Genomic DNA, 25,677 nt, shown 5'->3' on the forward strand with positions numbered 1-25,677 from the left:
GTGGCGACGAGGGCATTGCCAAAGTCCGCGACCTCACCGACGGACTCGGGTGTGAGATCGTGCTCGAAGCAGTCGGACACCGCCCCGCCTACGACCAGGCCCCGGGTGTCATCCGCCCGGGTGGCGTGATCAGCCGCGTCGGTGTTCCGCAATACAACGACGCCCCAGTCGGATTCGGCAGCCTGTTCGGTCCGAACATCACCCTCGCCGGTGGGCCGGCCCCGGTCCGCGCCTACATCGGACACCTGCTGCCCGCGGTTCCCGACGGAACTGTGAATCCCGGCAAGGTGTTCGACCGCACCGTCGGACTCGAAGAGACTTCGAAGGGTTACGCGGCCACGGATGCCCGCGAAGCGCTGAAAGTCGCGATCCGGCCATGACACTGAACCCGTCGACAGAGTGTGGGCGAGCGAAAGAAGGAAGGATTCTGTGAACTCCATGACACCTACAAATACTGTCCTCAACAACGGAATCACCATGCCTGCGATCGGCTTTGGCGTCTACCAAACACCTCCTGACGAGACGGCCGTAGCGGTGACCACTGCGTTGGACGTCGGATATCGGCATATCGACAATCCAGTCGCGTGGCGAACCAAAAGTCGAAGTGGCTCCCGGGCAAACGGTGTATTGTCCACCGGGTGAGGAGCATTGGCACGGAGCATCGCCGGATTCGTTCATGGAACATCTGGCGATGCTCGACAACGCCGACGATCCGGCGGCCACCACCACCTGGCTCGAACACGTCACGGACGACGACTACTTGCGGTGATATGGCCCCGCCGGGAATAGTCGACGTATGACCGACCAATCAGCGTTTCTCGAGTTCATCACCGAACACAGCCGAGGAACCCTCGCGACGATCAAGCGCAACGGGATGCCGCAATTGTCCACGGTGGCTTACTCGTTCGATCTACGCACGCGGATCTTTCGGATCTCGGTGACTGCGGGGCGGGCGAAGGTTGCCAACCTTCGGCGCGATCCGCGGGCCAGTTTCCACGTCAGCAGCGAGGACGGCTGGTCGTACGCGGTCGGCGAGGGTCGCGTGGAACTGAGCCCGGTCGCCTCGCAGACCTGTGACGACGACACGGTGTCGGAATTGATCGACCTCTACCGCGAGATCTCGGGCGAACATCCCGACTGGGACGAATACGCGCAGGCGATGGTCGACGACCAGCGGCTGGTGATCCGCCTCCACGCCGAACACTTCTACGGTCAAGTCGGCTGAGCGGCGACACCCGGACCAGGTCCCCGGTGCCGGCAGGTCAACGTTCGTCGAGGCCGAACGGCAGCCCGCGCTCGTATGCCCAGTGGGCGTGGAGTTTCGCTGCCCGGCCGAGGGGCGCTGCGGCACCGTCGAGCGTGTCGGTCAGATCACGCATGTCGAGCGTGGCGCCCAATTCACTGAGTATCGCGTGGACACCCATGTTGATCCGACTGATCATCAGGTAGTCGCTGGGCACGTTCATCTTGCGGACGGCCGATCCGAGGCTGCCGCTGTCGAAGACCGATTGCACCATTGCTGTGCCGTCGGCCGGGACAAAGGTGTGCGGTTGGTCATCGAGCACTGCCGCCGCAGACATCGCCCACCATTCGTAGGCCTCGTCGACGGTGAGTTGTGAGGCGGAGTCGACAAATCCGTGATTCTTCATGAGCCGGAAGAGTTTGTCACGATCGCCGTCACAGGTAGCCCGGAACATGGTGACGATTCCGCGCCGAACATGCTCCGGGAACTGTTTGACACAACCGAAGTCGACAAATCCGACCGATCCGTCGGCGCCGAACCGGTAGTTTCCGGGATGCGGGTCGGCATTGAAGAGATTGCTGTGCCGGTACGCCGAGGCCGCGAAAACACAGATGGACTCTGCCCATCTGTTACGCAGGTCTTCGTCTGCGGCCTTTGCCTCCGACCACGAGACCCCGTCTACGAATGTCATTGTCAGAACCTTTGTGCCGCAAAGGTGGGAGATGAGTTGTGGCACTCGGATGAACGGGTGGTCGCGGTAGAGGTCGGCGAAGCGCTCGATGTTGCGGGCCTCGCGGCGATAGTCGACTTCCTCGGCGATGCGCTCGGCCAATTCGGCGGCCGCGCCGCGTTGATCGGTGCGCATCGACCGCGGCGTCAGCGACATACCGAGTTTGAGGAACGTCGCGAGCAGTTCGGTGTTGGCGAGATCGTCCCGAATTGCCTGCGCGACACCGGGGTACTGAACCTTGACGGCAACACGGCGACAGTCGTCCAGACGGGCCTCGTGGACCTGGCCGATCGATGCCGCTGCCATCGGCTCCACGGCGAACTCGGCAAACAGCTCGTCGAGCGACGCACCGAGATCGGCCTCAACGATATCGCGCACGCACGACGAGTCCATCGGCGGAGCGTCGGCCTGAAGACGTTGCAAGGCTTGCTGATACGTGCTCATGGGTCCGATGGCAGCGCCGTCGACGCTGAAGGTCGACAGCAGCTGCCCCGCCTTCATCAGCACTCCCTTGGAGTGTCCGAGGAGCTCGGCGTACCGGTCCGATGTGCGCTCGTGGAAGCGATCGATGGCGTCACGATCGCCGGTACCCGCACGCAGGCCCGCAACGACGCGACCGCCGGCTGCCCGGGCGGCGAAGCCCACCACGGGCAGTGTGCGGCGTACCCGCCCCGCGCGTACGGAACGGAATCGATCCAGCTCATCGTGAGGTGGTTGATCATTCATCAGTACTCCTCGGGAGAGAGTTCACCGTTGGTAGGGGGGATCAGGGGGCGCGGAAGACCATCGGCACCGTTTGCGGCCCGCGCAAGATCACTGACGGACGGTGGGTTCCGGGCGCGCCCACCAGGATCGGATCCCGGTCGAGGACTCGACGCAACGCTGTGTCGGTCTCCAGCCGGGCCAAGGCGGCCCCGAGGCAGCGGTGCCGCCCGAACCCCAGCGAGAGGTGGCCGGGGGCTTCCGTGCGATCGATGCGGAACGAGTCGGGATCATCGAAGATGTCGGGATCCCGGTTGGCTGCCGCGATGGCAACCACCACCCGTTGCCCCGCCTCGACGGTGCAGCCCTCGAGGTCGTGGGACCGCAGTGCAGTGCGACCCACCGCGTGCGCTGGTCCCTCGAGCCGGAACAACTCGCCGACCACTTCGGGTGCGGTGAGGTCGATCCGGTCGGTGAGACGACCTCCTTCGGCTTCCGCGAGGAGTCGAATCATGCTGTTTCCCAACATGTTTGCCGTCGTCTCGTGGCCTGCGATCGCCAGTAGGATCGCGTTGACCACCACTTCCTCGAGATCGAGGGTCGTATCGACGGCGAGGAGGCTCAGGAGGTCGTCGCCGGGGTCTTCGCGCCGGGCGGCCGCCAGTGGCAGGAACTCGGCGATGAGGGCGGTGAGCGCTCCCATGTCGGGCGCCGATTGCCCCGGCTGGAGCACGCCGTCGAGAAGCCGCACCAGCTCTGCGGCCTCGGTCCACAGGATGCGAGTCGTATCGAGGTCGAGTGCGAGCCATTCGGCGATGACGGCGATGGGGAACGGTTTGGCGATGCTCGCCATGAAATCGAATGGTTGCCCGGTCGGCAGCGAGTCGATGGTGTCGGCGGCGATGGCTTCGATCCCGGGGGCCAGTGCCGAGACGTAGTTCGGTGTGAAGACATCACGAACCGAATCACGTAGACGCGAGTGATCGGGTGGGTCGGCCGTGAGCATGCTCCCGCCGAACGCGGAGTCGCCGATCCCTTGCTCCTCGAGCATCCGCCGGATGACATCGGACGACATCGGGTCGCTACTCCAGTCGCGGCCGACAAGGACCTCCCGAGCGGCCCGATATCCGACCACGAACCAGCTCTGCGCCTGGTCGTCCCACGCGACCTGACCGTGCTGATCTCGCCAACCCTGGTAAGCGGCGTAGACGTCGTCGGCACGCCACGGCGACCAGGCCTGGGTGATGGATCCTGGTTCGGTGTCGGCAGTCATTGTGATCCGCACTCCTAAGTGGACACTTGGGTGGTCTACTTGGCTAGACTAAGTGAGCACTTAGGAGGAGTCAATGGACATTTGTTGGCAGCGGTCATGAGCGCGTCGACAAGAGATCGCCTCATCGGCGAGGCGATGCGACTGTTCGGCGAGCAGGGTTATCGCGCGACCAGCGTTGCCCAGATCGAGGCCGCCGCGGGTCTCGCGCCCGGTTCCGGCGGCCTCTACCACCACTTCCGGTCGAAGGAACTTCTGCTCGAGGCGGGTATCGACCGCCATCTGGATCGACTGCGGGCGCTCCGCGACATCCGCCAGATCTTCGAAGGTCTGACCGACTTGCGGTCGGAGTTGTTGGTGCTGGGGCGCTACACGCTGGAGGTCATCGACGAAGAGTCCCAGTTGCTGCGAATCGCATCCTCGGAGTTGCGGAACCGCCCACAAAAGCTGACCGACACGTTTGCCGCTCTGATCGAGGAAACCTATGGCGGCATGAGTGATTGGGTCGCGCAGCGCGCGCCCGCCGCCGGCCGCGACCAGGCCGAAGCGATCGCGGCGGTAGCCCTCAATGCACTTTTTGCTCACCGGACGATGCGGGACTTCCTTGGTGTGCAGCCACTTTCTGTTGAGGACGGGGCCCTGATCGCGGAGTGGGTGGAATTGATAGCGGGGCGCATCGAATCGCTGGGTTGACAAAGTTACCCGCCGGTAGCAAGTTATGTCGTGCATCACTATGTGATTTGTGGGGGTCTGGATCACATCGGGGAGGTGTTCGTCGACAGGGCGAACCAACTGCATAGAAGACGGGGGCTCGGAGGGAATGTCGATTTTCAGGGGACGGCATGTGGTGGTCGCCGTTGCGTTGTTGGCGGTGCTGCAGGTGGGCTTGACGAGTGTTCCGATGGCGGGTGCTGCGACGTCGATCAATCCATCCGAGTGGACCGAGGTTCATTCCTCGGGTACGCAGAAATACGCCGGTGTCGCTGTGACGCCCAGCGTGCCGATCCGGATGTCCGATGGCACGGTGCTGCGCGCCGACGTCTATCGTCCGGCGGACGCCGCGGGTCGGGCCACCGCCGACAAGAATCCGGTGATCGTCAATCTGACGCCGTACAACAAGCTGATCAGCATGATCGCCGGCGTGGCGATGAATATCCCCGGACTGTCCGAACCCCTCATCGACTTCCTGGCGGGGATCGACCTGTCCGGCTCCCCGATATCGGGGACCGAACGATTGCTGAAGGTGGCCAGCGGCGGCCTGGTCAGTTCGTTCGCCGTGGACCCACAATTGGTCCGCAGCGGATACACGCAGGTTGTTGTCGACGTGCGCGGCACCGGGACCTCGCAGGGTGTCTGGGACGTATTCGGTCCACGTGAACAGCAGGACACACTCGAAGTGCTCGAATGGGCCCGGACCCAGCCCTACTCGAACGGCGACCTCGGGATGTCGGGGTATTCGTACTCGGCGATCAATCAACTCCAGGCCGCGTCGGCAAAGCCCAAGGGGCTCAAGGCGATCTTCCCGGCGGCGCCGATGAGCGACATCGTCGCCGACGTGGTCGCGCCGGGGTCAGGGTACGGTGCCGGATTCCTCGCGTTGTGGTTGTTCGCGGTCAACGCGACCAAGGTGATCCCCGACGTGCCGAGTCTGCTGCGCGGTGAATTCGATCCGGTCTGGCTATCCGATCGCCTCAACAACCCGGCGGTCTTCGCCCAGGAGTACCTCCAGGGGCTCGCCGCACCGAATGCGGAATCGCTGACCGGCCGGACAAAGGAACTGGTCCAGATCAATTCGGCGTACCGCGACGCGCTGACCACCGATGTGGCCCAGGTCGAGGTTCCCACCTTCATCGTCGGTGGCTGGCAGGATCTGTTCACCAATTTCGAATGGCGTGCGCTCGACCGGTTGACGTCATTGACCCCCGACAAGAAGAAGCTCGTGATGAGCACCGGCGAGCACGTGACGAACGGCTGGGACATGCTCGGTGGTCCCGGCGAGCCGCCGCCGATGGGGGTGCTGCAACGGGCCTGGTTCGACAAGTGGATCAAGGGCGTCGACAACGGAATCGATCAGTACGGCACCGCGACAAGCCATCAGCAGGGCGGTGACTGGGTGCAGTCGGACACGATGCCCCGAGCCGGCCAGGAACACCGGCGGCTCTACCTGACGTCTGCCGCCAGCGGTACGTCGCCGACATCGGTCGAGGACGGAACCCTGGCCGCCTCAGGGCCGGGAACCGCTGCGAAATGGACTGTGAGCCCGGGTGTCACGACCCTGTGCTCAGGCGATACCAACCGGGATCAGATCGGGTTCCTGAGCCCGTTCGACTTCTGTACGGGCGACAACAGAATCGCAGAACGCGGCGCACTCACCTTCACATCACCGCCGGTGCCGCAGGACACGTCGATCAATGGCCCGATCAACGTGCACCTGAGGACCCAGGTTGATGCCACCGACGGGTTCTACTCGGCGATCGTCAGTGACGTCGCACCCGACGGTACGTCGACCGTTCTGACCACCGGCTCGATGACGGTGTCCATCCGAAACCAGTTGCTGGAGTCGGCATCCGGATACGCCCCCAACGGTGATCTCACCGATCCGTACTACGAACTCGACGCGAGCGAGCGGGAGACGGTCACGCCGGGGGCCATCCAGGATCTCGACATCGGAACACTGGGTACGGACGCGCTGCTGAAGCCGGGGCATCGATTGCGGGTCAGCATCTATGCGCTGAACGCGCCCCGTGCGGTGAGTCTCGGGCCGGTGAGCCACGACAGCGGACTGAAGCCGGAACACGTGCTGATCGATCCGGCGAACCCGAGCTGGGTGTCCGTACCCAGCGACCGGCCGATCGGCTGACCGGATTCATGATCACCCAACGCGGTGACGACGAACTGCTCGAACTCTTCGAGGCGCAGCCTGCGCTCGACGCCGCGGTGGCGTCGGCGGCCGCGGACCGTCGCATCGACGTCGACCTGCTCCGATTGCAGGACGCCCTCGACCGTTCGATGCAGCACGAGGACCCGGTAGACGTCCGTCTCGCGTTGCGGCAATGGCACGCCGCCCTGCGGGAGGCCGCCCACAACCGAACCATGACCGATCTGCTCGATCGGCTGGACGCCCAGATCGAACTCGGCGCGCCGTGGAAGCCCTCGTATTCCGATGGGGCGTTCGAGCGCCCGATCGCCGAACACCGGGAGATTCTCGCCGCGGTGCGCGCGCGACCGGGACGCGGCACGCCTGGCGATGTTGGCGCACCATGCCGCCGACCGCGACAACCGAATTGCCGAATTGGTCCAGAGGCACACGTGATTCGGGCCCGCGAGGGCGCCTTCCGATTCCGGTGATTCCATGTGGTGTGCCTACTGGCGCCGCGCGCTACCCTGTGACTACAGTCACTGTTCGTGACTCGAGTCACATGGTCGAAGGGAGCGGGTCTTGGCACCGGATGCGAAGGAAATGTTGGAGTTCGAAGTCCAGTGGTACCGCCTCGGCGGTGGGCCCTCCGGCCAAATCCATGAGCGATTCGGAATGTCGGATCGCGACTACTTTGCGTCTGTGAACGATCTCCTCCAGGAGAGTCCGCCTGAGCAACTCTCGCCGAGTGCGATCGAAAGGATGCGTGGAGTCGTCCGCCGACGGCTCTGGATGGCCAAGTAGTCGGGTCCGATCACGCGAGCCGGCGTTTGGCCTCTTCCTTGAGGCCCTTCTGGGCAGTGTTGAGTGCGGTTTTCTGGGCCTGCTTGACCAGAAGGCCGGGGAGCTTGATCTTCAGTTCCACCTCGAGCTCGAACTCGATGTGTGAACCCTTGCCGTTGGGCGTCACGGTGTACTGGCCGTGCTGATGGGACAGTTGGTCGGCTTCGATGAGGTCCCACGTGCAGGTGTTCTCGGTCCACGAATACGTCAGGAGTTGGTGGTCCGTCATCCCGACGGCCTGGAGTTGGAGTTTGACGGTCTTCGGTGAGCCGTCCTCGTACTCTTCGGTGATCTCGGCCTTCTTGTGCGGGCCCGACCAGTCCGGGAGGGACTCCACGTCGAGCAGGATCTCCATGATGACGGCCGGGGGCGCGTCGATGTCGAATTCGGTCTTTGCATTCACAGGCATGGGGGAAAATTACACCGGATGCGCCGCAATATCTGTCATCTTCGGGGCCCGACCGGTTGTCGTCGGTTTGTGACCGAAGTGTTGTCATCGAATCCGGATGCGGACCGGCGGCGGGGAGTATGGTCTGTCCCTAGTAGTCGGCGCGCAGCATGACGTCGGCTCTTCCAAGGCCTGGAATCCTGGGGGGCCTTGTATTTCTCTGACCTTCTTGATGGGACGAAACTTGTTCAAAGCTAGTAGTTTTGGTGACCGCTCGCGCTCTTGGGCCGGGCGCGCGGTGGCCGTGTTCATCGGCGCGGGGGCGCTGGCGGTGGCAGGTTTCGCGGGGATGGGCACCGCGTCGGCGGACCCGATCATCTGCCAGGTGTCCAACGGGCACAACGTCATACACGTCGACGGCAACGGCGGCTGCGGTGCCAATGCCGGGCCGGGAAGCACGGCCAGGGCCGAAGATCGAAGCGGAGGCGGCACGGCGGTTGCGTCATCGAACACCGGTGGAAACGCGAACGCATTGAACTTACAGCCGGGCGCAGCGGCGCTGTCGGGAGCGATCACCGGTGGCACCGGCTACGCGGTGACCACCGGCCCCGGTGGGATGTCGGTTGCCCAGGCGCGTGCCGGCGGGACGTCGGTGGCGATCGCCGGGTGGGGCGGCACCGCCTACTCGGGACCGTATGGGGCACAGTGCACCGGCAGTTTCGCGGCCGCGGTCGACACCAACACCGGACAGGGCTGCATCGGCGCCGGAGGCATTTGGCTGTCGACTCCCAGATAACAAAGACATGGTGCGGGGCGCCCTTCTCCCCGCACCCCCCGACGAAGAGCGGTGCCGCTTACGGTGCCGCTCTTCGCGTATCCGCGAACCCTCTCCGTCATTGGACGTTGGTCCCGCATTTACAGAGTGGACACGTGACAAACGGCGATTCAGACTAGATTGAATCGGTGAACGAGATACTGCGTCTATCGGATTTTGGCCCCGATCATCCCGACATCGGACCCGACTTCAGCGTTGTTGCCGGACGTGAGGCACTGCAGAAGATCGTCGACCTCGCTGACACCACCCAATTCTTGGTCGACGACCGCGATGACGACGATCCCCGTCTGCTGACCCTGCCAGGGCGCAACGTCATAGACACCTGGCGTGAGGACTACCCCTACGACGAACGTATGGGCCGCGATCAGTACGAGCTCGAAAAACGGTTGCTGCAGATCGAGTTGCTCAAACTCCAGCGGTGGATCAAAGCGACCAACCAGCGCCACGTGCTGGTCTTCGAGGGGCGTGACGCCGCGGGCAAGGGTGGCACGATCAAGCGTTTCATGGAGCACCTCAATCCCCGCGGCGCCAGGGTCGTTGCCCTGGAGAAGCCGAGCGAGAGGGAATCGACCGAGTGGTACTTCCAGCGCTACGTGCAGCACCTGCCCGCCGCCGGTGAGATCGTCATGTTCGACCGCTCCTGGTACAACCGGACCGGCGTCGAACGGGTGATGGGATTCTGCACCGACCAGCAGCACGCCCAGTTCCTGCACCAGGCTCCACTGTTCGAGGAGATGCTGATCGACGACGGCATCAAGCTCGTGAAGTTCTGGTTCTCGGTGTCGCCGCTGGAGCAGCGCACCCGGTTCGCGATCAGGCAGGTCGACCCGGTGCGGCAGTGGAAGCTGTCGCCGATGGACCTTGCCTCCCTGGACAAATGGGACAAGTACACCGCGGCCAAAGAGGAGATGTTCGCCGGCACCGACACCGACCATGCACCGTGGACCGTCGTGAAGAGCAACGACAAGAAGCGTGCCCGTCTCAACGCCATGCGGTATGTGCTGAGCCTCTACGACTATGACGACAGAGACGACGAGATCGTCGGCAGTCCCGATCCGCTGATCGTGGGTCGAGGTAGCGACATCCTCGATGAATAGGACGTTGCCGCGTTTCACGCCGACGGATCGGTAGCCTGAGTCGGTGCGTTCCTTCCTTGCTGCCCTGTTCAGTCTTGTTGCGATCGTCGCCGCGGCCATTGCGGTGCCGGCATTCTGGGTCAATTCGAATCTCGTCGACCGGGATGGCTTCAGCAGCATGGTGTCCCCGCTCGCGGACAATCCGAAGGTGCAAGAGCACATCGCCGACGAGATCACCGTGCAGGTTGCTGCTTCTGCGCCATTGGTTCCGGAGGCACTGATCCGGCCGCTCGCGGACGCCTACACCCGCAGTGACGACTTCGAACTCGATTTCACAGAGGCGATGAACCAGCAACACGACTGGCTCTTCAAAGAGGCGACCCCTGAAGACGAAGGTCAGGTGATGTCGCTGGACCTGACGCCGATGGTGAACCGCATCGTCGATGACGGGATCTTCAGCGGCATCGAGGTCACCGGTCCCATCGAGGTGCCGCTGAGTGACTCCGCCGCGGCGGGCCTCGAGGCCGGGCGCTACCACGATCTCGGAGATCAGATCGGGTACATCGCCTTCGGTGCGCTGGTGATCGCGGTGGTCGCGGCGATCGGTGCGCTGGTGGTGGCGCGGCGTCGTGGATTGGTCCTGGCCGCAGTCGGATTCGGTGTACTCCTCGGTGGAGTGCTGACGTGGTTGCTGGGTGACTTCGCTGAGCGACGCGCACTCGACGAGGTCTCCGGCGCGGAGGGATCGGCGCGCGAAGTCGCCGAGCTCATCATCGATGAGGTCGCAGACAGCATGCAGCGGATCGGCCTGATCGCTGCGGTCGCGGGCGTGGTCCTGGCCGTGGTCGGCGTGGTGGTCTCGGCGATGCTGGAACGGCGGCGCTAGTCGCGTTCCGCGCGGGGCCGTGTTGTCAGAGCCTCATGCGAACATGTGTTCGTGTCCCGGATCGAGCAACGCGAACAGTCGAGCATCCTGCATGCCGATCTCGATTCGTTCTATGCCTCGGTAGAGCAGCGCGATCACCCGGAACTGCGCGGCCGTCCGGTGATCGTCGGTGGCGGGGTGGTGCTCGCCGCCAGCTATGAGGCCAAGGCCTTCGGCATCCGCACACCGATGAACGGCCGCGAAGCACTGGCGATGTGCCCGCGCGCAGTGGTGATGCCGGCGCGGTTCGAGGCCTATAGCGAGGCGAGCAAAGCGGTCTTCGAGATCTTCCGGGACACCACCCCGATCGTCGAGGGGATCTCGATCGACGAGGCATTCCTCGATGTCGGTGGCCTACGCCGGATCAGCGGTGCGCCGTTGGAGATCGGTGCCCGCCTGCGGGCTCGGGTGGCCACCGAGGTCGGGCTGCCGATCACGGTCGGGATCGCGAGCACCAAATTCCTGGCCAAAGTCGCCAGTGCCGTGGCCAAACCCGATGGCTTGCTCGAGGTCGCGCGCGGCAGAGAGCTCGAGTTCCTGCATCCGCTTCCGGTCGAACGGCTGTGGGGCGTGGGTGCGGTGACCGCTGCCAAACTCCACAGCGCAGGCTTGCGCACCGTGGGAGATCTGGCGTCGGTGGGCGAGCCCTTGCTGGGTTCGGTGGTCGGGTCGGGTGCCGGTCGCCACCTCTTCGCGCTGTCGATGGCCCGCGACCCACGGCGGGTGGAGGTCGGGCGGCGCCGCCGGTCGATCGGCTCGCAGCGAGCCATGGGTCGCCGGGCGAAAACTCCCGGAGAACTCGAGGCCACGTTGGTCGCGATCATCGACCGGCTCGGCAAACGGCTCCGCGCAGCCGACCGGATGACGCGCACCGTGATCCTGCGCCTGCGGTTCGATGACTTCACGCGCGCCACCCGATCGCACACGCTCTACGAGTCGACCGATCGCACCGACGTCCTGATGACGGCGTCGCGGAAGATCCTCGACGCCGCCATACCGATGATCGAGGCCAAAGGGTGCACGCTGCTGGGTGTCTCGTTCACCAACTTGTCCGGCCGGGACGTCGTGCAGCTGGCCCTGCCCTTCGAAGAGCACCACCAGGAGAAGTTGGACATCACGGTCGACACCCTGCGGGATCGCTTCGGATCCAAGGCGGTTACCCGCGCCGTACTCATCGGCAGGAGCGAGGGTATGCAGGTGCCGATACTGCCCGACTGACCACACGACCGCCGATCTCGTTGATGCGGTTGAGACAATCGGCGCCGGTGCCGTCGGCGTCCGGTCCCGAGCCACGCTACGGTGGCAAAATGGCTTCATCCACCGTGACGGACGCCGGTGACGTAACCGGAGATGAGCTCGACGAACAACCACACCTCCGCACCAAACGGGAACAACTGGTTGATCCACGGCGCTGGAGCGCCCCCTGGGTGGTGGCGTTCGGCGCGTTTGCCGTGTTGGCGGTCGTCTACATCGTTTATGCGGTCAGGCGTTTCGAGCGGCTCGGATTCACTGGCTGGGACCTGGGCATATTCACGCAGGCCGTCAGCGCTTACGGTCGTTTCGAGGCGCCGATCGTGCCCCTCGAAGGCACCGACGTCAACCTGCTGGGCGACCACTTTCAGCCGTGGATCGCGCTGATCGGCCCGATCTACCGGGTGTTCCCGAGCCCGATCACGCTGCTCGTGGTCCAGGCACTGCTGTTCGCCGTCGCCGCGGTACCCATCGTGCGGCTGGCGACCAAGAACCTGGGTGTGGTCATCGGCGTGCTGATCGCGATCGCCTACGGGTTGTCGTGGGGTATCGCTCACGCCTTGGCGTTCGACTTCCACGAGATCGCACTGGCGGTACCACTGCTGGCCTTCAGTGTTGTTGCACTCGTCGAGGAGCGGTGGCGGGCGGCGCTGCTGTACGCGTTGCCGCTGGTCTTCTGCAAGGAAGATCTTGGTCTGACCGTGGCGGTGCTGGCAGCGGTGGTGGCGTGGCGATGCGGTAAACCGGCCTACCGTTGGGCCGCGGGCACCGCGGTGTGGGGTCTGGCCTGGACCGCGTTTGCCGCCAAGGTTGTCATTCCGGCGCTCGGCAGCGGTGACTATTCGTATGACACGAAGTTCGCCGAGTCCCCGACGGACGGCGCGAAGGAGTTCGTCCTCGGATTCGCGGCCGGCGACGCCCGGGCCTCCACAGCGTTCATGCTGCTCGTGATCACGTTGTTCCTGGCGTTGCGATCGCCCGTCGCGCTGATCGCGATCCCGACCATCGCGTGGCGGTTCTGGAGCACCAACCACCTCTACTGGTCGGACGATTACCACTACGACGCCATCCTGATGCCGATCATGTTCGTCGCGATGATCGATGCCCTGATGTCGCTGAAGCGGCAGGGCCGGTCGCGGCGGGTGATCACCGGGTTCGCCGCCGGGTCAGCCGTGGTTGCGTTGGCACTGGCCGCCGGCGGTCCGCTGCACCGCCTGGCCGAACGCGATTTTTATGACCCGGCGACAGCCGCGCAATCGGTCGACCTGGTCGCCCGGCAGATCCCGAAGGGCGATTCAGTGGCCGCGACCAACAACATCGCGCCCAAACTGGTCTCCGACTACGACGTGACATTGTTCCCGAGGCTGAGCCGCGACCGGTCCGTGCCGGATTGGATCATCGTCGACACGAACACCTACAACATGTTCCCGACCAGTCCGGACGGTGTCCGGAAGGCATTGGAACAGACCGAAGCCGGCGGCCAGTACCGCGAGGTCGACAGTCACGACGGCGTGGTCCTGCTACGCCACCGCTGACTCGCCGACCGTGCCAACATCACCGCCGAGCGTGCCGAAATGACCACCGAGCGTGCCAACATCACCGCCGAGCGTGCCGAAATGACCACCGAGCGTGCCGAAATGACCACCGAGCGTGCCAAAAGCGTTGGAGCGTGTGCACTTTCGGCACAGTGAACGGCGATATAGGCACGCTCGACGGTTGCATCGGCACGCTCGGCGGTTAGCTCGACGGTTTTATCGGCACGGTCAACGGGGGCCGATGCTCTCCCACAGGAACTCGTAGGCCAACGCCGACTTGAAGGCCGCCTGTTTGTTGTCAGCGGCGCCACCGTGGCCACCTTCGATGTTCTCGTAGTAGCTCACCGAGTGCCCCAGTTCTTCCATCCGGGCGACGAACTTGCGTGCGTGGCCGGGGTGAACGCGATCATCGCGGGTCGATGTTGTCATCAGGAGTTTGGGATAGTCGGCGTCGCGGCGGAGCAGTTGGTACGGAGAGTATTTCGAGATGAACTCCCACTGCTCGGGATCGTCGGGGTCGCCGTATTCGGCAACCCAGGAGGCCCCGGCGAGCAGCAGGTGGTAGCGCTTCATGTCCAGCAGCGGTACCTGACAGACCAGGGCGCCGAACAGTTCCGGGTAGCTGGTGAGCATGACGCCCATCAGCAGGCCGCCGTTGGAGCCGCCCTGCGCTGCCAGCTGCTCGCTGGTGGTCAGTCCGCGCGCGATCAGATCCTTTGCGACACTGGCAAAATCCTCGTAGACGAGGTGGCGGCCGGCGAGTTGGGCCTGGGTATGCCACGTCGGCCCGTATTCGCCGCCGCCGCGAATGTTGGCGATGACATAGATGCCCCCGCGTTCCACCCAGCTGCGGCCGGAGACGGCGCCGTAGCTCGGGGTCATCGAGTTCTCGAATCCGCCGTATCCGTAGAGCAGTGTCGGACCCGAATCCACGTCATCGCGCTTGACCACGAAGTAGGGGATCCGGGTGCCGTCGTCCGAGGTCGAGAAGTATTGCGATGCAGACACATTGCTCGTGTCGAACAGCGTGGGCGACTGCTTGATCGGAGCCACGCCACCGGTGCTCGTCCCGTGCAGCAGGCTGGGTGGGGTGGTGAAGCTGCTCGCCGACAGGAACAGCTCGGCGCTGTGGTCGGGATCGGTGTCGAGGACGGAGATGGTGGCCAGTTCCGGCAATCCGACCAGTTCGGACACCGACCAGTCGGACACCGACAGCAGCCGGACCTCGGTCTGCACGTCCCGAAGAATCACCAGGACCAGATGGTCGGAGGTGAACGAGAAGTTCTGCAGACTCGTGTGGTCGTCGGGTGTGAACAGGACCGTCGCATCACGGTTTCCGGTCAGGTATGCGTCGTGGTCGAAGGCCAGCAACGTTCCTGTCGGATGCGTGTGGCCCGCGCTCAGTTCCCAGGGGGATCGGGTGAACACCAGCAGCCACTGACGATGCACGCTGGTGTGGGCATCGGTGGGAACGTCGATGAGCGTCGCCGCGTCCCCGTCACCGAGGAGGTAGAACTCGTGGTTGAAGAAATCCGTCGACCTGACGACGAAGTGTCGCTCGAAACCGGGGGTGTCGTCGTACATCCCCTGTACCGCAACATCTTCCACGGATCCGTCGAAGACCGTGACTGCTGAATCGAGTGGTGTGCCGCGGGTCCAGCGTTTGACGACGCGGGGGTATCCGGAGTTGGTGAGCGCGGATTCGCCGTCTGAATGCGTACCGAAATCGGTGCCGACATAGACGGTGTCCTGATCGATCCAGTCGATATCGGACTTGTTCTCCGGCAACGCGAAACCACCGTCGGCCGCGTCGATCCATGTCCGGGAGACCATGTCGAACTCACGCACGATCGAGGCGTCGGCCCCACCACGCGACAGCAGGATCAGGGCCCGCTCATGCGCCGGTCGCAGGACAAGTGCACTTTTCCAGACCCAGTTCTCGTCCTCGTCGGCCGCGACTGCATCCAGGTCGATCAGCACATCCCATTCCGGGGAGTCGGTGCGGTACTGCTCCAGCGTGGTGCGGCGCCACAACCCGCGAGGGTTGGCTGCGTCGCGCCAGTAGTTGTAGAGGTGGTCGCCGCGCCTGCGCACATACGCGATGCGATCGTCGGTGTCGAACACCTCGAGGGCGGCAGATTGCAGATCGGAAAAACGGGTGCCGGTGGTCAACCGGTCGATGGTGGGCTGGTTGTGCTCGCGCACCCAGGTCAGGGCGTCATCGCCGGTCACATCTTCGAGCCAGAGGTAGGGGTCGGAATCACTCACGCAGACCAGTCTGCCGCACCGACCCCCTCGGCGTTCACCAGCACCTCGTTCCTCCCGGCGGTCGAGATGCTGCCGGGTGCGGCGACGCCGGGCCGGCGACGCGATCGCTCGCCGTCAGGTCCGGCCCCTCTTCGAGAACTCGCCGTGGGTGTGTCCGTCCCATTTCTCGTACACCTGCTTGACCTTCGGATTGTCGTGTTCCCGAATCCAATCGCACAGTTCGGCGTCGGCATTCGGATTCGTGACAATGATGGTGTGCAGGTCTTCATGCTTTTCGGCGAGTGCACGCAGCTTCTCCGGACTGGTCGACGGGTCCGCGGCTTCGAGCGCATCTCGCGGATCGATGAACGGGCCACGCGGAGCGTCGAATCCGCCGCCGCCGATCTCGTCCTCGTCGACAGCACCCTTGCGCATCGCGGCCGAATTGAACAGCAGGTTGAGAATGATCGCGGTCAATGCGCCCGCCGAGATCCCTGAGTGGAATATCGTTTGGAACCAGTCCGGGAACTGCTCGTAGAGGTCCAATGCCACATCGACGGGTTCGGCGCCGAGGTTGCGATCGGTGTAGTACAGCTTGGCCTCGGTCAGCATCGCAACACCGACGGAGATCGCGACCACCAAGATGTTGGAGTTGTTGAACTTCACCTTCGACAGGGTCCGCACGCCGCTGGCGGCGACCATCCCGAACAACGCCACGCCGGCGCCGCCGAGTACCGGCAACGGGATGCCCTCGACGATTGCAGCCATCTTCGGGAGCAGCCCGAGGATGACGAGGATGACGCCTGCGCACGTCGCGACATGCCTCGTCTTGACACCGGTGATGGCGACGAGTCCGACGTTCTGCGCGAAGGCCGTATACGGGAAGGTATTGAAGATGCCGCCGAGGACGGTGCCGAGGCCGTCCGCCCGTAGTCCGTCCGCGAGCCTTTGCGGAGTGATCTTCTTTCCGACGATCTCTCCGACGGCCACGGTGTCACCGGTGGTCTCGGTCATGATGACGATGGCCACGATCATCAGCGCGAGAATCGAACTGATCTGGAACGTCGGCGCGCCGAACTGGAACGGCTGCACAAATCCCACCCAGTCGTAGTGACTGACGTTGTCCCAGGTGGGCATGCCGAACGGAATCGAGATCAAGGTACCGATGACGAGTCCGAGCAGAACCGACACCCGTCGGAACGCGTCCGGCGCGAATCGTTCGATCAGCAGGATGATCAACAGGGTCAGAAAGCCCATGCCGATGGCGCTGGGGGCGCCGAAATCCGGTCCCTTCGCTGTACCGCCGCCGAACCAGCCCGCCGCGACCCGCATGAGCGAGACGCCGATGATCAGGATGATGGTCCCGGTGACCAGCGGCGGAAAGAACCGGATGAGCTTGCCGAACACTGGTGCCATCAAGATCATGAACAGCCCCGACGCGATCACCGCCCCGTAGATGGCGGTGATGCCGTGCTCGACGCCGATGGTGATCATCGGGGCGACGGCAGCGAAGGTGACACCCTGCATCAGCGGCAGTCGGACGCCGAATCGCCAGAACCCCACGGCCTGCAGAATCGTCGCGATCCCGGCGACGAACAGGTCAGCCATGATCAGGTGCACGATGTCGGATGATTCGAGTTCGCCGGCGCTGACCATCGCTCCGCCGACGATCAGTGGTACCGCCACTGCGCCTGCATACATGGCCAGGACATGTTGGAGACCGAGTGGCAGCAACCTGGCCAAGGGGGGAATCTCGTCCACCGGGTGCTCAGCGGCGCGGCCCTTGGTGACAACAGAAAGTAACGAGGACACAGATGGTGGTCCTAACCCGTGCGAGGATCAATGTCGCCTCGAATGGTTGATTCCACACATTTCGGACAGGCTGTCAACGGGTTTCGCTGACGTTTCGGGGGAAATATACTCCTCCGCAGTCGGCGTATCGTCACCCGCCGGCCGGTGCCGAGCTGTTGGCATTCTGCTTGGCCATCACGCCCAAGCGGCCGGCAAGGACCGCGAGGTTCATCCTCAGGATCTCCATGGCCAGCGACGGATCCACGGTATCGATCGTGTCGCGATCGGTGTGGACGTCCGTATTGGCCCGGTCATCGGCTTCGATGGTGAGGACGGCGGGAAGTCCGGCATCGATGAACGGCACGTGGTCGCTGGCGAACGGATTCAGTGAGGTGGCCACCGCCAGGTGGGTGTAGGTACCGGCGGCCGCGACGAGATCGTTCATCAAAGTCTGCGACTTCTCCCCGCCTTCGATCATGACCCCGGGTGTAGCTGAGTTCCGTCGGCCGATCATGTCCATGTTGATGACGGCCGAGATGTGGTTTCGCTCCTCCGACGTGAGTGCCGCGACGTATTCGATGCTTCCCAGTAGTCCCTGCTCCTCGCCACCGAACAGGATGAGAACCACGTCGTTGTCCCACGATCGGCCGGCAAGGACCGCTCCGAGTTCGAGTACCCCGGCGCTACCCGAGGCATTGTCGTCGGCGCCGGGTGCCGGAAGCGACCGTCCGGCTTCGTTCACCGAATCCAGGTGTGCCGTGGCCAGCACCAGATGCCTTGTGCCGGTGCCGTGTCCAGGCAGATGCGCGACGAGGTTCGCGCTTGATCCGGCGCCGACCCGGACGGGTGTGCGGGTCACGGTGTACCCGGCGTCCTCGAGTTCGGTGGCCGCGAAATCCATGATCGACCAGAACTCCGGACTTCGGGAATGCCGGGTGGGTGGTGCGGTGATGGCCGACAGGAACCGGCTGTAGCGGGTCTGCGAGAGCGAGGAGAGCAGTGCTGCGATCTCCGGGTCCGGGGTGGACCTGACAACCGGAGGATGTTCGACCGTGGGTGCGGCCCGCAGCACGGCCGATCGCCGGCAGGTCTGTTCGTGTTGTTCGGCGGTGGACATTGCCGTCCTCTCAGTAGTGCAGGTCATTGCAGACTCGTTCGGTCAGTGCCGTCGGACTTCGATACGTTGGCTGTCGCGATGGACGACCTCCAGCGGCGGCGATCCGGTCGATTCGGGTAACCGCCCGCCGGGGACGTCGTCGGCGCCGAGCCCGAGTTCGACCATCGAGCCGTCGGGGTCGATCTCGATGCCGCGGCGGCCCCGGGCCGGCGGGAAATCGAAGCCGTCGGGCCGGTAGACGGCGACGTCGTCGTGGTCTTCTTCGAACGAGTGCCACCACCGGCGGTCGGCCATGTCGGTCACGAGGTGGGCGACCCCGCGCCGACCCCGGTACTTCCGGCCGCCACCAGCGTCGCCCGTGCGGTGTCGAGGCACGCGCGCATGCGGCTCACCTGTCCAGCGGTGAACATCATCATGGAATCGTCGTCGGTGTAGTCCATGTAATCCATGAAGAGGTCCCCGTGGGGCGCGTTGTTGCAGCTGACGTGGGGAAACGCCGGTTTGCCGACATTCTCCGAACCCTGATTCGGGGTGTCGGAGACCTCGTCGGTGCCGCCGCAACCACTGCCGTCGTCGCCCCAGATGTGGAACAGGTTGAGATAGTGCCCGATCTCGTGGGTGGCGGTGCGGCCGAGGTGGAAGGGCTGTTTTGCGGTCCCCGTCGTTCCGAACGCGGTGTGGGTGATCACCACGCCGTCCGTCTCCGCCGGTCCGCCGGGGAACTGGGCGTATCCGAGCAGGCCGCCACCGAGCAGACCGACCCAGACGTTCAGGTACTTGTCGGCCGGCCAGGCGTCGATGCCTCCGCGCGCGGTGAACTTGATCTTGTTGTCGCTGTTGAACGACGTCCTGGTGGTCGAGGTCCGGGTGATGCCGCTTGTCGGTTGGCCGTCGGGATCGACCGTCGCGAGGGAGAACTGCACCAGGGCGTCGCCGATCCGGTCCTTGAAGACCTCCGGCACTCTGTCGATGTCGTCGTTCGTGGCCCGGAAGTCACGGTTGAGAACCTCGATCTGACTGTGTACCTGAGCATCCGAGATGTTCTCGGCGTCGGTGCGCGCGACCACGTGCACCACCACAGGGATGTGGATGATCTCGGTGCTGACGGCTTCGAGGGCTTCGAGTTCGATGGTTGCGGTTTCGAGTTCGGCCCGCGCCTGCCGGTAGTCGGCCGATTCGGTGAGCAGGCGGCGGTGTTCGGGCATGGCCCCGCAGAGTCGCTGTGTCGGGGGTTCGATGGTGGTCATGATGTTCTCCGATCAGAGGATGACGTCGTTGGTACGAATGAGTTCGCGTGCGGTATGGGAGCTTTCGATGTGTTCGAGCGGATCCGCGCCGGTGTAGGCGGTCAGGTCGAGTCCCGTTGCGGCGGCGATTCTCCGGACCGGAACCTGGTAGGTGCGGTAGGCCCCGAAAGAAAAAGACTCTGGGGCGGTGCTGAATTCGTCCAGGAGTGCCTCCTGGCTGAGCAGGTAGCCGGTGGCGGACAACCTGCCGTCGACCTTGACCATCGTTGCCACCTTCCAGAACTGTCGGGGCAACTTGAAACCGCGGTAGGGCGGGTCGTCGTCTGCGAACACCGGTCCGGTGAGGACGCTGACCTTGATCGCGTTGTTCTGCGCGCTGCGCAACAGGTAGTCCTCCAGACCTACCCACAAGGTGCTTCCGGCGTTGAAATCATGGTGTTGCGGTGTGCAGTTGGTGAAGTGGAAGGTGTCGTCGTTGGCGGCTTTCGCCTGTGGGCCCCACGCCGGATCGAGTCGGCGCACCAGATGACCACGATCGAGCGGGTTGTCGCGATACAGGGCTTCGTCGGTCTGTTCGTCGGGGCGGATACGTGGATCGCGGATCCACCGGTCGGACTCACGGGGTGGGTCGTTCGCCGCACCGCCGTCGATGTTGACAGCGGTGAACAGGGCCATCCGGCGGGGTCGATTCATCACCACGCTGAAGTGGTGATACCGAAGTTCTTGCGATGAAATGGATTTGACCGCATCGGTCAAGAGAGGCAGCGGCACCGGATGGGTGAGGAAGTTCGGATCGTAACCGCCGCGAGTGGTGTAGTCGGGATCGATGGAGACCGCCTCGGTGCTTGCTGAACCGGAGGTTGTCACTGCTCCTGCCACGACCTGGCTGGTGGCCGACGGGGTGCCGGTGATGCGCACCGTGATCTCCACCGGCACGGTCACGGTCGTGACGGTGCTCGCGGAGTGCGCCTCGCCGTGGTCCGGTGGGGGTGAGGGTGGCGCTTCCGGTGGTGCGGGTGGCGGCGGATCACCGACCAGGACGGTGGCCAGTTCCAGCTGCTCGGCGGTCAGTGGCGAAGATCGGAGGTGGGCGAGGATGCTGCTGATCCGGATCCCCTCGTTCAGGTAGCCGCCGGCCTGGATCTGTTCGGCGACCGGCACGCTCGCGTGATGCAGCGCAACAACTTCCCACTGGTCGTTGAACACCGGTGAACCGGACGATCCGGGTTCGGTATCTGCCGAGTAATGTACGAAGCCGTCGGCGATGTCGACGAGTTTGTTCTCCCGCAACACGATCTGCTTCTTACGACCGCGCGGATGCTGAACGATCGTGACGTATTCACCGATGATCACCGTGCCTTGCGCGGCGGTGAGCCGGTTGTATCCGAACGATACGAGTTCGGACGCAGATGCGTCGACCGCAACCAGGGCGAAGTCGCGCTGACGGTCGGCCAGGAAGAACCGGTCCGGGGCGAACCGGAATGAGGTGCCGGTCAGGGCCGCGCCACCGGCTCCGTCCTGGTAGTTGAACTCGATCTGGCTGGTACGGGCGGTTTCGGCGTCCGGCAGTACATGATGGTTGGTCAGCAGCAGCGACGGTGCGACGAGGAATCCGGTGCCGAAGCCATGCGCCTGTCCTGAGCTGACATCGATGTGAACCCGCCCGATCGACCGTGATGCGCTCACACCGTCGTCGAGGTATCGAACGGCGAGGAAGTCGGCGGCGTTGATGATCCGTTCGAGATCGGCGCCCTGAACGTCGAGGGCCGTTGCCGCTTTGTCGATGCCCTTGGCGATCGTGGGTTCGGGCGTGGCTGCCGCGCGCGGATCGTAGTAGTGCGCAATTCGCGCCAGACGGTTGGTGATTCGGGCCGGGGAATCGACGTCGGCCAGGTCGCCCCGCGCCAGGGCGTCCTCGTTTCCGGTGCGATCGCCGATACGCCCCGCGATTCTTCGGGCGGCTGCATCGGTCTGCAGTTGATGTTCGGAGTCGAACGCGTCCGGATGTGGGTGGGCGAGTCCATCGGACGGTGTCGAGATGATCGTCATGGCCGGTCCCTGAGGTCTGAGTATGGAGATCGTGAATTGAGGTTCCCTCGAATCACGGATGGGTGCACGCGTAGTCCGCTACTCGAATCCGGGACGTGGCACTACGCGATCGCACCGAGCGGCACGTCGATTTCGGGGTTCGTCGATCGTCATCACTGTGATGGACCGGAAAACGGCCCACAATGTGAGAGATGAGGAGCTGACTATGCGATACGCACTACTTCCGAACAACCGTGAGCCCGGTGAAGGTGAGATCCCGGCAGCGGCCATGGCCCAGATGCAGGAGGCGGTCGAGGACCCGCGGTAGACGCCCCACACCGGAAATATACCTAGAAATCGTCAGGAATCGCCTTCCCATTCTCTTGGAGGCTGAACTTTTCGATGCCGTAACCCGGGAAACAAACCCGTAATCTCATGGCAAATAGGCGCACAAGTAGAACACTATTATCGGCAGGATACCTCGAATGAGGTAGGGCGATATTTGCCGCTGCATGGGTATGTTGTCGCAGCTTGCGCGCTGATTGACTTCTGCCCTATGACCACCGGAGATGACCAGGGCGCGCGGGTTCCCGCTCTGCAGATGCACGGAATTGCAAAGAGTTTCGGCGCAGCGATCGCGTTGCAGAATGTCGATGTTCATTTCCGGCCGGGAACCGTGACCGCGCTCACCGGAGAAAACGGATCAGGGAAGTCGACCATCGCGAAGATCATGGGCGGTATCCTCGCGCCGGATTCGGGCACGATCATGGTGCACGGCCAGGAACTGACCATTCCCAATGCGAAGGTCGCCAGGTCCCACGGAATCGCGCTGATCAGCCAAGAACTCACCCTGGCCAAGGACCTGACAGTCGCCGAGAACATCTACATGGGGCGGCTGCCGCGGGTGCTGGGAACGATGGTGTTGTGGCGTGAGGTCCGGTCGTCGGCGAAAGAGGTCCTCGAGGCCTACGGGATGTTGATCGACCCGAATGCGCGGGTCGGCGATCTCTCGCTCGAGACACAACAACAGGTGGAGATCGCTCGTGCGCTCGCCACTGACCCCGATGTTCTGATCCTCGATGAGGCAACGAGTTCGCTGTCGGAGAAGGCGGCTGCCCGGCTCCTCGACATGGTCGAGGTTCGGAGGGCGATGGGCACCGCCGTGGTGATGATCACCCACCGCATGAACGAGATCTTCCAGGCGGCCGACACCGCGGCGGTGCTCCGCGACGGTCACATCGTGGCGACGCGACCGATTGCGCAGACCACCGAGGCCGAACTGGTGCGCCTGATGGTGGGCCGCGAACTCGGTGACTACTACGGGAGCCGCACCGCCACACCGGAACTGTCGAACGCCGCCCTGGAGGTGTCAGGTCTCCGATCGCCCGGCAACGGACTGGAGTCCATCGACCTGCGGATCGGAAGAGGAGAAATCGTCGGGGTCGCAGGCCTTTCGGGATCCGGCAAGGAAGTCCTCGGCCACGCGCTGGCCGGTGCCGTCGACGCAGTGGGCACGGTGAAGGTCGCCGGTACGGCTCTCCCGCTGGGGCGTCCTGACCGAATCCTGAAGGGCGGGCTGGGCTTTGTCCCAGAGGACCGCAAGGCGATGGCATTGATGCTGGGCCGCTCGGTCGCCGAAAACCTCGCCCTGGCCTGGAAGAATGATGTATTCCGATACGGACTGCGACGGACCGGCCTCGAACGTCGTCGGGTGGCCGACACGGTCGTCCGCTACGACATCCGCGCGGCATCCACGTCACTCCCGATCTCGCAGCTCTCCGGGGGTAACCAGCAGAAGGTGACCATCGGCAGGCTCTTCGAACTCAACCTGCCGGTCTATGTGATGAGCGAGCCGACCCGAGGTATCGATGTCGGCGCGAAAAGTGCCATTTACACGTTGCTCCGCGAGCAGGCCGCCCGCGGCGCCGCGGTGCTCTTTATCTCGTCCGAGCTCAACGAACTGTGTGGCATGTGCGACCGAGTGATGACGATGTACGGCGGACGCGTGGTCGCCGAGTTCAGCGGCGCCGACGTCAACGAGGAAAGCATCAACCACGCCATGGTGACCGGACACACGGCCACCAACGAGGCACTGGCCACCGCCTGAACATCTTTCGATCGAACGATTTCGCAACAGCCCGAACGACATTGCAGGAGTTCTCGATGACCGCAACACTGGACAGGCCCCCGGCACCGCTGCCCGAACCCACGTCGGTCACCCGGCGGTTGCCCCGACCCCGCTTCGGTGACAGTGGCGGCGTGGTGGTCGCGCTGGTCGTGTTGGTGATCATCGCGGCAATCAGTCAGCCGAGCTTCATGACGTGGTCCAACATGATGAACATTGTCGGCGCCAACAGCGTTGCCCTGGTGCTCGCCATCGGATCGACGTTCGTGGTGATCGCCGGTGGCATCGACCTATCGATCATTTCGATGACCGCCGCCGCCGGGATGATCTTCGGCCTCATGCTCCAGGGAGGCATGCCAGCACTGCTCTGCATTGTCGGAGCGATGGCGGTGGGTGCGTTGATGGGAATCATCAACGGACTCTTGATATCCCGCGCCGGTATCTCCTTTCTGGTCGTGACCCTCGGTATGGCGTCGATCGCTGCCAGCGTGGCGCTGCTCTCCAACGACGGTGCCACCGTCAACGTCTTCGACGTCCCCGCGTTCTCGTCGATCAACACGTTCGCCACCGGCAAGATCGGGGAGATCCCGATCATCCTCATCTTCGACATACTGTTGGTTCTGCTGGCCATCGGAGTCCTGGGCTACACGAGGTTCGGACGATCGGTGTTCGCCATCGGCTCGAACGTCGAGGCCGCACGACTGAATGGCATCAACGTCCGTAACACCACCGCGATCGTCTACACCCTGGCCGGGCTGGCTGCCGGTGTTGCATCGATCATCCAGGTCGGCCGCCTCACCGGAGCCTCTCCGCAGATCGACCCCGCACTACTCAATGGAGTCCTGGCCGCGGTCCTCATCGGCGGCACCTCCTTCAGCGGCGGCAAGGGCAGCATCTGGGGCACCGTGGTCGGAGTCCTGTTCCTCGGCGTCGTGCAGAACGCAATGACCATCGCCGACATCTCCAGCTTCTGGCGACAAGCCGTCAACGGCGTACTGCTCATACTCGCGGTCGGTCTCGGCGTGGCCCGGTCGTCGGCCATGCGTAGCCGCCTTCGCAGGAGATCCTCGGCGGCGGCCGGACCGAAGGAGGCTGCCGGTGTCTGATCTATCGACAAACACGTGGGTGTTGGTCTGTGCCACAGACGAACTCGCGGTGGGAGAAGGCGTCAAGGTCGGCACCTGCCCGCCGATCGCACTGTTCAACATCGACGGTGAATACTTCGCCATCGACGACACCTGTTCCCACGCCGAGTACTCATTGACCGACGGTTATCTCGACGGTGACCAGATCGAATGCGAACTGCACTATGCCACGTTCTCGGTTCGCACCGGCGAAGCGCTCACTGCGCCGGCCACCGACCCGGTCGGCACATATCCAGTCCGTGTCGCCGACAACAACATCTTCGTTGCCGCGACACAGCGCTGTGTCATCGACAAGCTCCGCCGCTAGCTCTTCCCCCGCCAC

General features: G+C 64.0%; 23 protein-coding genes. 14 read left to right on the plus strand and 9 right to left on the minus strand.

All coding sequences use genetic code 11. The annotated features are described in order from the left end of the window. Together VIQ49_RS23265 and VIQ49_RS23280 are read left to right on the plus strand one after the other, a co-directional pair. Positions 1–380 (plus strand): zinc-binding dehydrogenase (locus tag VIQ49_RS23265; RefSeq protein WP_331888962.1); only part of this gene is annotated, 380 nt, incomplete at its 5' end. 416 nt (positions 381–796) lie between these two features. After that, positions 797–1,225, plus strand: a complete 429-nt coding sequence (locus tag VIQ49_RS23280; protein WP_331888963.1) for a PPOX class F420-dependent oxidoreductase — start codon at positions 797–799, stop codon at positions 1,223–1,225. Positions 1,226–1,262: 37 nt separating this feature from the next. Here the strand turns inward: VIQ49_RS23280 and VIQ49_RS23285 are convergent, their stop codons facing one another. Together VIQ49_RS23285 and VIQ49_RS23290 are read right to left on the minus strand one after the other, a co-directional pair. Continuing rightward, the gene (locus VIQ49_RS23285; RefSeq protein WP_331888964.1) at positions 1,263–2,699 is read right to left on the minus strand and encodes an AarF/ABC1/UbiB kinase family protein; all 1,437 of its coding nucleotides are present in this window, start codon (positions 2,697–2,699) and stop codon (positions 1,263–1,265) included. 40 nt (positions 2,700–2,739) lie between these two features. After that, positions 2,740–3,948 carry a cytochrome P450 gene (locus tag VIQ49_RS23290; RefSeq protein WP_331888965.1) on the minus strand — a complete coding sequence of 403 codons (1,209 nt, stop codon included), beginning with the start codon at positions 3,946–3,948 and terminating at the stop codon, positions 2,740–2,742. A gap of 96 nt (positions 3,949–4,044) precedes the next feature. On the opposite strand from VIQ49_RS23290, the gene VIQ49_RS23295 reads away from it, so the two are divergent. The 4 genes from VIQ49_RS23295 to VIQ49_RS23310 all read left to right on the plus strand — a co-directional run bounded on the left by VIQ49_RS23295 (position 4,045) and on the right by VIQ49_RS23310 (position 7,606). Further along, complete coding sequence (locus tag VIQ49_RS23295; protein ID WP_331888966.1) at positions 4,045–4,638, plus strand: helix-turn-helix domain-containing protein; 594 nt, start codon at positions 4,045–4,047, stop codon at positions 4,636–4,638. A 127-nt stretch (positions 4,639–4,765) separates the two neighbouring features. Continuing rightward, positions 4,766–6,805: a CocE/NonD family hydrolase gene (locus tag VIQ49_RS23300; protein WP_331888967.1), complete on the plus strand. Its 2,040-nt coding sequence runs from the start codon at positions 4,766–4,768 to the stop codon at positions 6,803–6,805. 8 nt (positions 6,806–6,813) lie between these two features. Next, positions 6,814–7,293 carry an FCD domain-containing protein gene (locus VIQ49_RS23305; protein WP_331888968.1) on the plus strand — a complete coding sequence of 160 codons (480 nt, stop codon included), beginning with the start codon at positions 6,814–6,816 and terminating at the stop codon, positions 7,291–7,293. A gap of 112 nt (positions 7,294–7,405) precedes the next feature. Continuing rightward, complete coding sequence (locus VIQ49_RS23310) at positions 7,406–7,606, plus strand: DUF3263 domain-containing protein (protein WP_331888969.1); 201 nt, start codon at positions 7,406–7,408, stop codon at positions 7,604–7,606. Between the two features lie 10 nt (positions 7,607–7,616). Here VIQ49_RS23310 and VIQ49_RS23315 read toward each other — a convergent pair whose 3' ends face one another. Further along, complete coding sequence (locus VIQ49_RS23315; protein WP_331888970.1) at positions 7,617–8,054, minus strand: SRPBCC family protein; 438 nt, start codon at positions 8,052–8,054, stop codon at positions 7,617–7,619. 277 nt (positions 8,055–8,331) lie between these two features. Here VIQ49_RS23315 and VIQ49_RS23320 point away from each other — a divergent pair, with 277 nt between their 5' ends. From VIQ49_RS23320 to VIQ49_RS23340, 5 genes are all read left to right on the plus strand, one after another. After that, a complete protein-coding gene (locus tag VIQ49_RS23320) occupies positions 8,332–8,829 on the plus strand; it encodes a DUF6764 family protein (RefSeq protein ID WP_414731699.1) in 498 nt (165 codons plus the stop codon). A gap of 167 nt (positions 8,830–8,996) precedes the next feature. Continuing rightward, positions 8,997–9,965 carry a polyphosphate kinase 2 gene (ppk2, locus tag VIQ49_RS23325; RefSeq protein WP_331888972.1) on the plus strand — a complete coding sequence of 323 codons (969 nt, stop codon included), beginning with the start codon at positions 8,997–8,999 and terminating at the stop codon, positions 9,963–9,965. Between the two features lie 43 nt (positions 9,966–10,008). Further along, positions 10,009–10,830 carry a hypothetical protein gene (locus VIQ49_RS23330; protein WP_331888973.1) on the plus strand — a complete coding sequence of 274 codons (822 nt, stop codon included), beginning with the start codon at positions 10,009–10,011 and terminating at the stop codon, positions 10,828–10,830. 51 nt (positions 10,831–10,881) lie between these two features. Next, complete coding sequence (gene dinB, locus VIQ49_RS23335) at positions 10,882–12,087, plus strand: DNA polymerase IV (RefSeq protein ID WP_331888974.1); 1,206 nt, start codon at positions 10,882–10,884, stop codon at positions 12,085–12,087. An 89-nt stretch (positions 12,088–12,176) separates the two neighbouring features. Continuing rightward, on the plus strand, positions 12,177–13,655 hold the full coding sequence (locus VIQ49_RS23340) for a DUF2079 domain-containing protein (RefSeq protein ID WP_331888975.1): 1,479 nt from the start codon (positions 12,177–12,179) through the stop codon (positions 13,653–13,655). A 228-nt stretch (positions 13,656–13,883) separates the two neighbouring features. On the opposite strand, the gene VIQ49_RS23345 is transcribed toward VIQ49_RS23340, so the two are convergent. From VIQ49_RS23345 to VIQ49_RS23370, 6 genes are all read right to left on the minus strand, one after another. Continuing rightward, entirely contained in the window at positions 13,884–15,923 is a 2,040-nt protein-coding gene (locus VIQ49_RS23345) for a prolyl oligopeptidase family serine peptidase (RefSeq protein WP_331888976.1), read from the minus strand. A 114-nt stretch (positions 15,924–16,037) separates the two neighbouring features. Then, positions 16,038–17,714, minus strand: a complete 1,677-nt coding sequence (locus tag VIQ49_RS23350) for a nucleobase:cation symporter-2 family protein (RefSeq protein ID WP_331888977.1) — start codon at positions 17,712–17,714, stop codon at positions 16,038–16,040. Between the two features lie 130 nt (positions 17,715–17,844). Then, positions 17,845–18,810, minus strand: a complete 966-nt coding sequence (locus tag VIQ49_RS23355; RefSeq protein WP_331888978.1) for a M28 family metallopeptidase — start codon at positions 18,808–18,810, stop codon at positions 17,845–17,847. Positions 18,811–18,852: 42 nt separating this feature from the next. Continuing rightward, a complete protein-coding gene (locus tag VIQ49_RS23360; protein WP_331888979.1) occupies positions 18,853–19,113 on the minus strand; it encodes a hypothetical protein in 261 nt (86 codons plus the stop codon). Then, a complete protein-coding gene (locus VIQ49_RS23365; protein ID WP_331888980.1) occupies positions 19,110–20,057 on the minus strand; it encodes a M43 family zinc metalloprotease in 948 nt (315 codons plus the stop codon). The genes VIQ49_RS23360 and VIQ49_RS23365 overlap by 4 nt, the downstream gene beginning before the upstream one ends. A gap of 12 nt (positions 20,058–20,069) precedes the next feature. After that, positions 20,070–22,106 (minus strand): DNA/RNA non-specific endonuclease, encoded by a 2,037-nt coding sequence (locus VIQ49_RS23370; RefSeq protein WP_331888981.1) that lies wholly within the window; start codon positions 22,104–22,106, stop codon positions 20,070–20,072. A gap of 535 nt (positions 22,107–22,641) precedes the next feature. Between VIQ49_RS23370 and VIQ49_RS23375 the strand changes: the two genes are divergently transcribed. From VIQ49_RS23375 to VIQ49_RS23385, 3 genes are read left to right on the plus strand one after another with little or no spacing between them, the layout of a single operon-like run. Next, the gene (locus VIQ49_RS23375) at positions 22,642–24,192 is read left to right on the plus strand and encodes a sugar ABC transporter ATP-binding protein (protein WP_331888982.1); all 1,551 of its coding nucleotides are present in this window, start codon (positions 22,642–22,644) and stop codon (positions 24,190–24,192) included. 56 nt (positions 24,193–24,248) lie between these two features. Next, entirely contained in the window at positions 24,249–25,316 is a 1,068-nt protein-coding gene (locus VIQ49_RS23380; RefSeq protein WP_331888983.1) for an ABC transporter permease, read from the plus strand. Beyond that, positions 25,309–25,662, plus strand: a complete 354-nt coding sequence (locus tag VIQ49_RS23385; RefSeq protein ID WP_331888984.1) for a bifunctional 3-phenylpropionate/cinnamic acid dioxygenase ferredoxin subunit — start codon at positions 25,309–25,311, stop codon at positions 25,660–25,662. The genes VIQ49_RS23380 and VIQ49_RS23385 overlap by 8 nt, the downstream gene beginning before the upstream one ends. Positions 25,663–25,677 lie beyond the last annotated feature (15 nt).

The organism is Williamsia sp., assembly GCF_036566845.1.
Lineage (GTDB): Bacteria > Actinomycetota > Actinomycetes > Mycobacteriales > Mycobacteriaceae > Williamsia.

Excerpts from the sequence above, each read along its gene's own strand:
- VIQ49_RS23365 (WP_331888980.1), bottom strand. The coding sequence starts at position 20,057 with ATGACCACCATCGAACCCCCGACACAGCGACTCTGCGGGGCCATGCCC.
- VIQ49_RS23340 (WP_331888975.1), top strand. The coding sequence starts at position 12,177 with ATGGCTTCATCCACCGTGACGGACGCCGGTGACGTAACCGGAGATGAG.
- VIQ49_RS23295 (WP_331888966.1), top strand. The coding sequence starts at position 4,045 with ATGAGCGCGTCGACAAGAGATCGCCTCATCGGCGAGGCGATGCGACTG.
- VIQ49_RS23355 (WP_331888978.1), bottom strand. The coding sequence starts at position 18,810 with ATGTCCACCGCCGAACAACACGAACAGACCTGCCGGCGATCGGCCGTG.
- VIQ49_RS23290 (WP_331888965.1), bottom strand. The coding sequence starts at position 3,948 with ATGACTGCCGACACCGAACCAGGATCCATCACCCAGGCCTGGTCGCCG.
- VIQ49_RS23310 (WP_331888969.1), top strand. The coding sequence starts at position 7,406 with ATGTTGGAGTTCGAAGTCCAGTGGTACCGCCTCGGCGGTGGGCCCTCC.
- VIQ49_RS23380 (WP_331888983.1), top strand. The coding sequence starts at position 24,249 with ATGACCGCAACACTGGACAGGCCCCCGGCACCGCTGCCCGAACCCACG.
- VIQ49_RS23370 (WP_331888981.1), bottom strand. The coding sequence starts at position 22,106 with ATGACGATCATCTCGACACCGTCCGATGGACTCGCCCACCCACATCCG.
- VIQ49_RS23285 (WP_331888964.1), bottom strand. The coding sequence starts at position 2,699 with ATGAATGATCAACCACCTCACGATGAGCTGGATCGATTCCGTTCCGTA.
- VIQ49_RS23305 (WP_331888968.1), top strand. The coding sequence starts at position 6,814 with ATGATCACCCAACGCGGTGACGACGAACTGCTCGAACTCTTCGAGGCG.
- VIQ49_RS23300 (WP_331888967.1), top strand. The coding sequence starts at position 4,766 with ATGTCGATTTTCAGGGGACGGCATGTGGTGGTCGCCGTTGCGTTGTTG.
- VIQ49_RS23315 (WP_331888970.1), bottom strand. The coding sequence starts at position 8,054 with ATGCCTGTGAATGCAAAGACCGAATTCGACATCGACGCGCCCCCGGCC.
- VIQ49_RS23280 (WP_331888963.1), top strand. The coding sequence starts at position 797 with ATGACCGACCAATCAGCGTTTCTCGAGTTCATCACCGAACACAGCCGA.
- VIQ49_RS23375 (WP_331888982.1), top strand. The coding sequence starts at position 22,642 with ATGACCACCGGAGATGACCAGGGCGCGCGGGTTCCCGCTCTGCAGATG.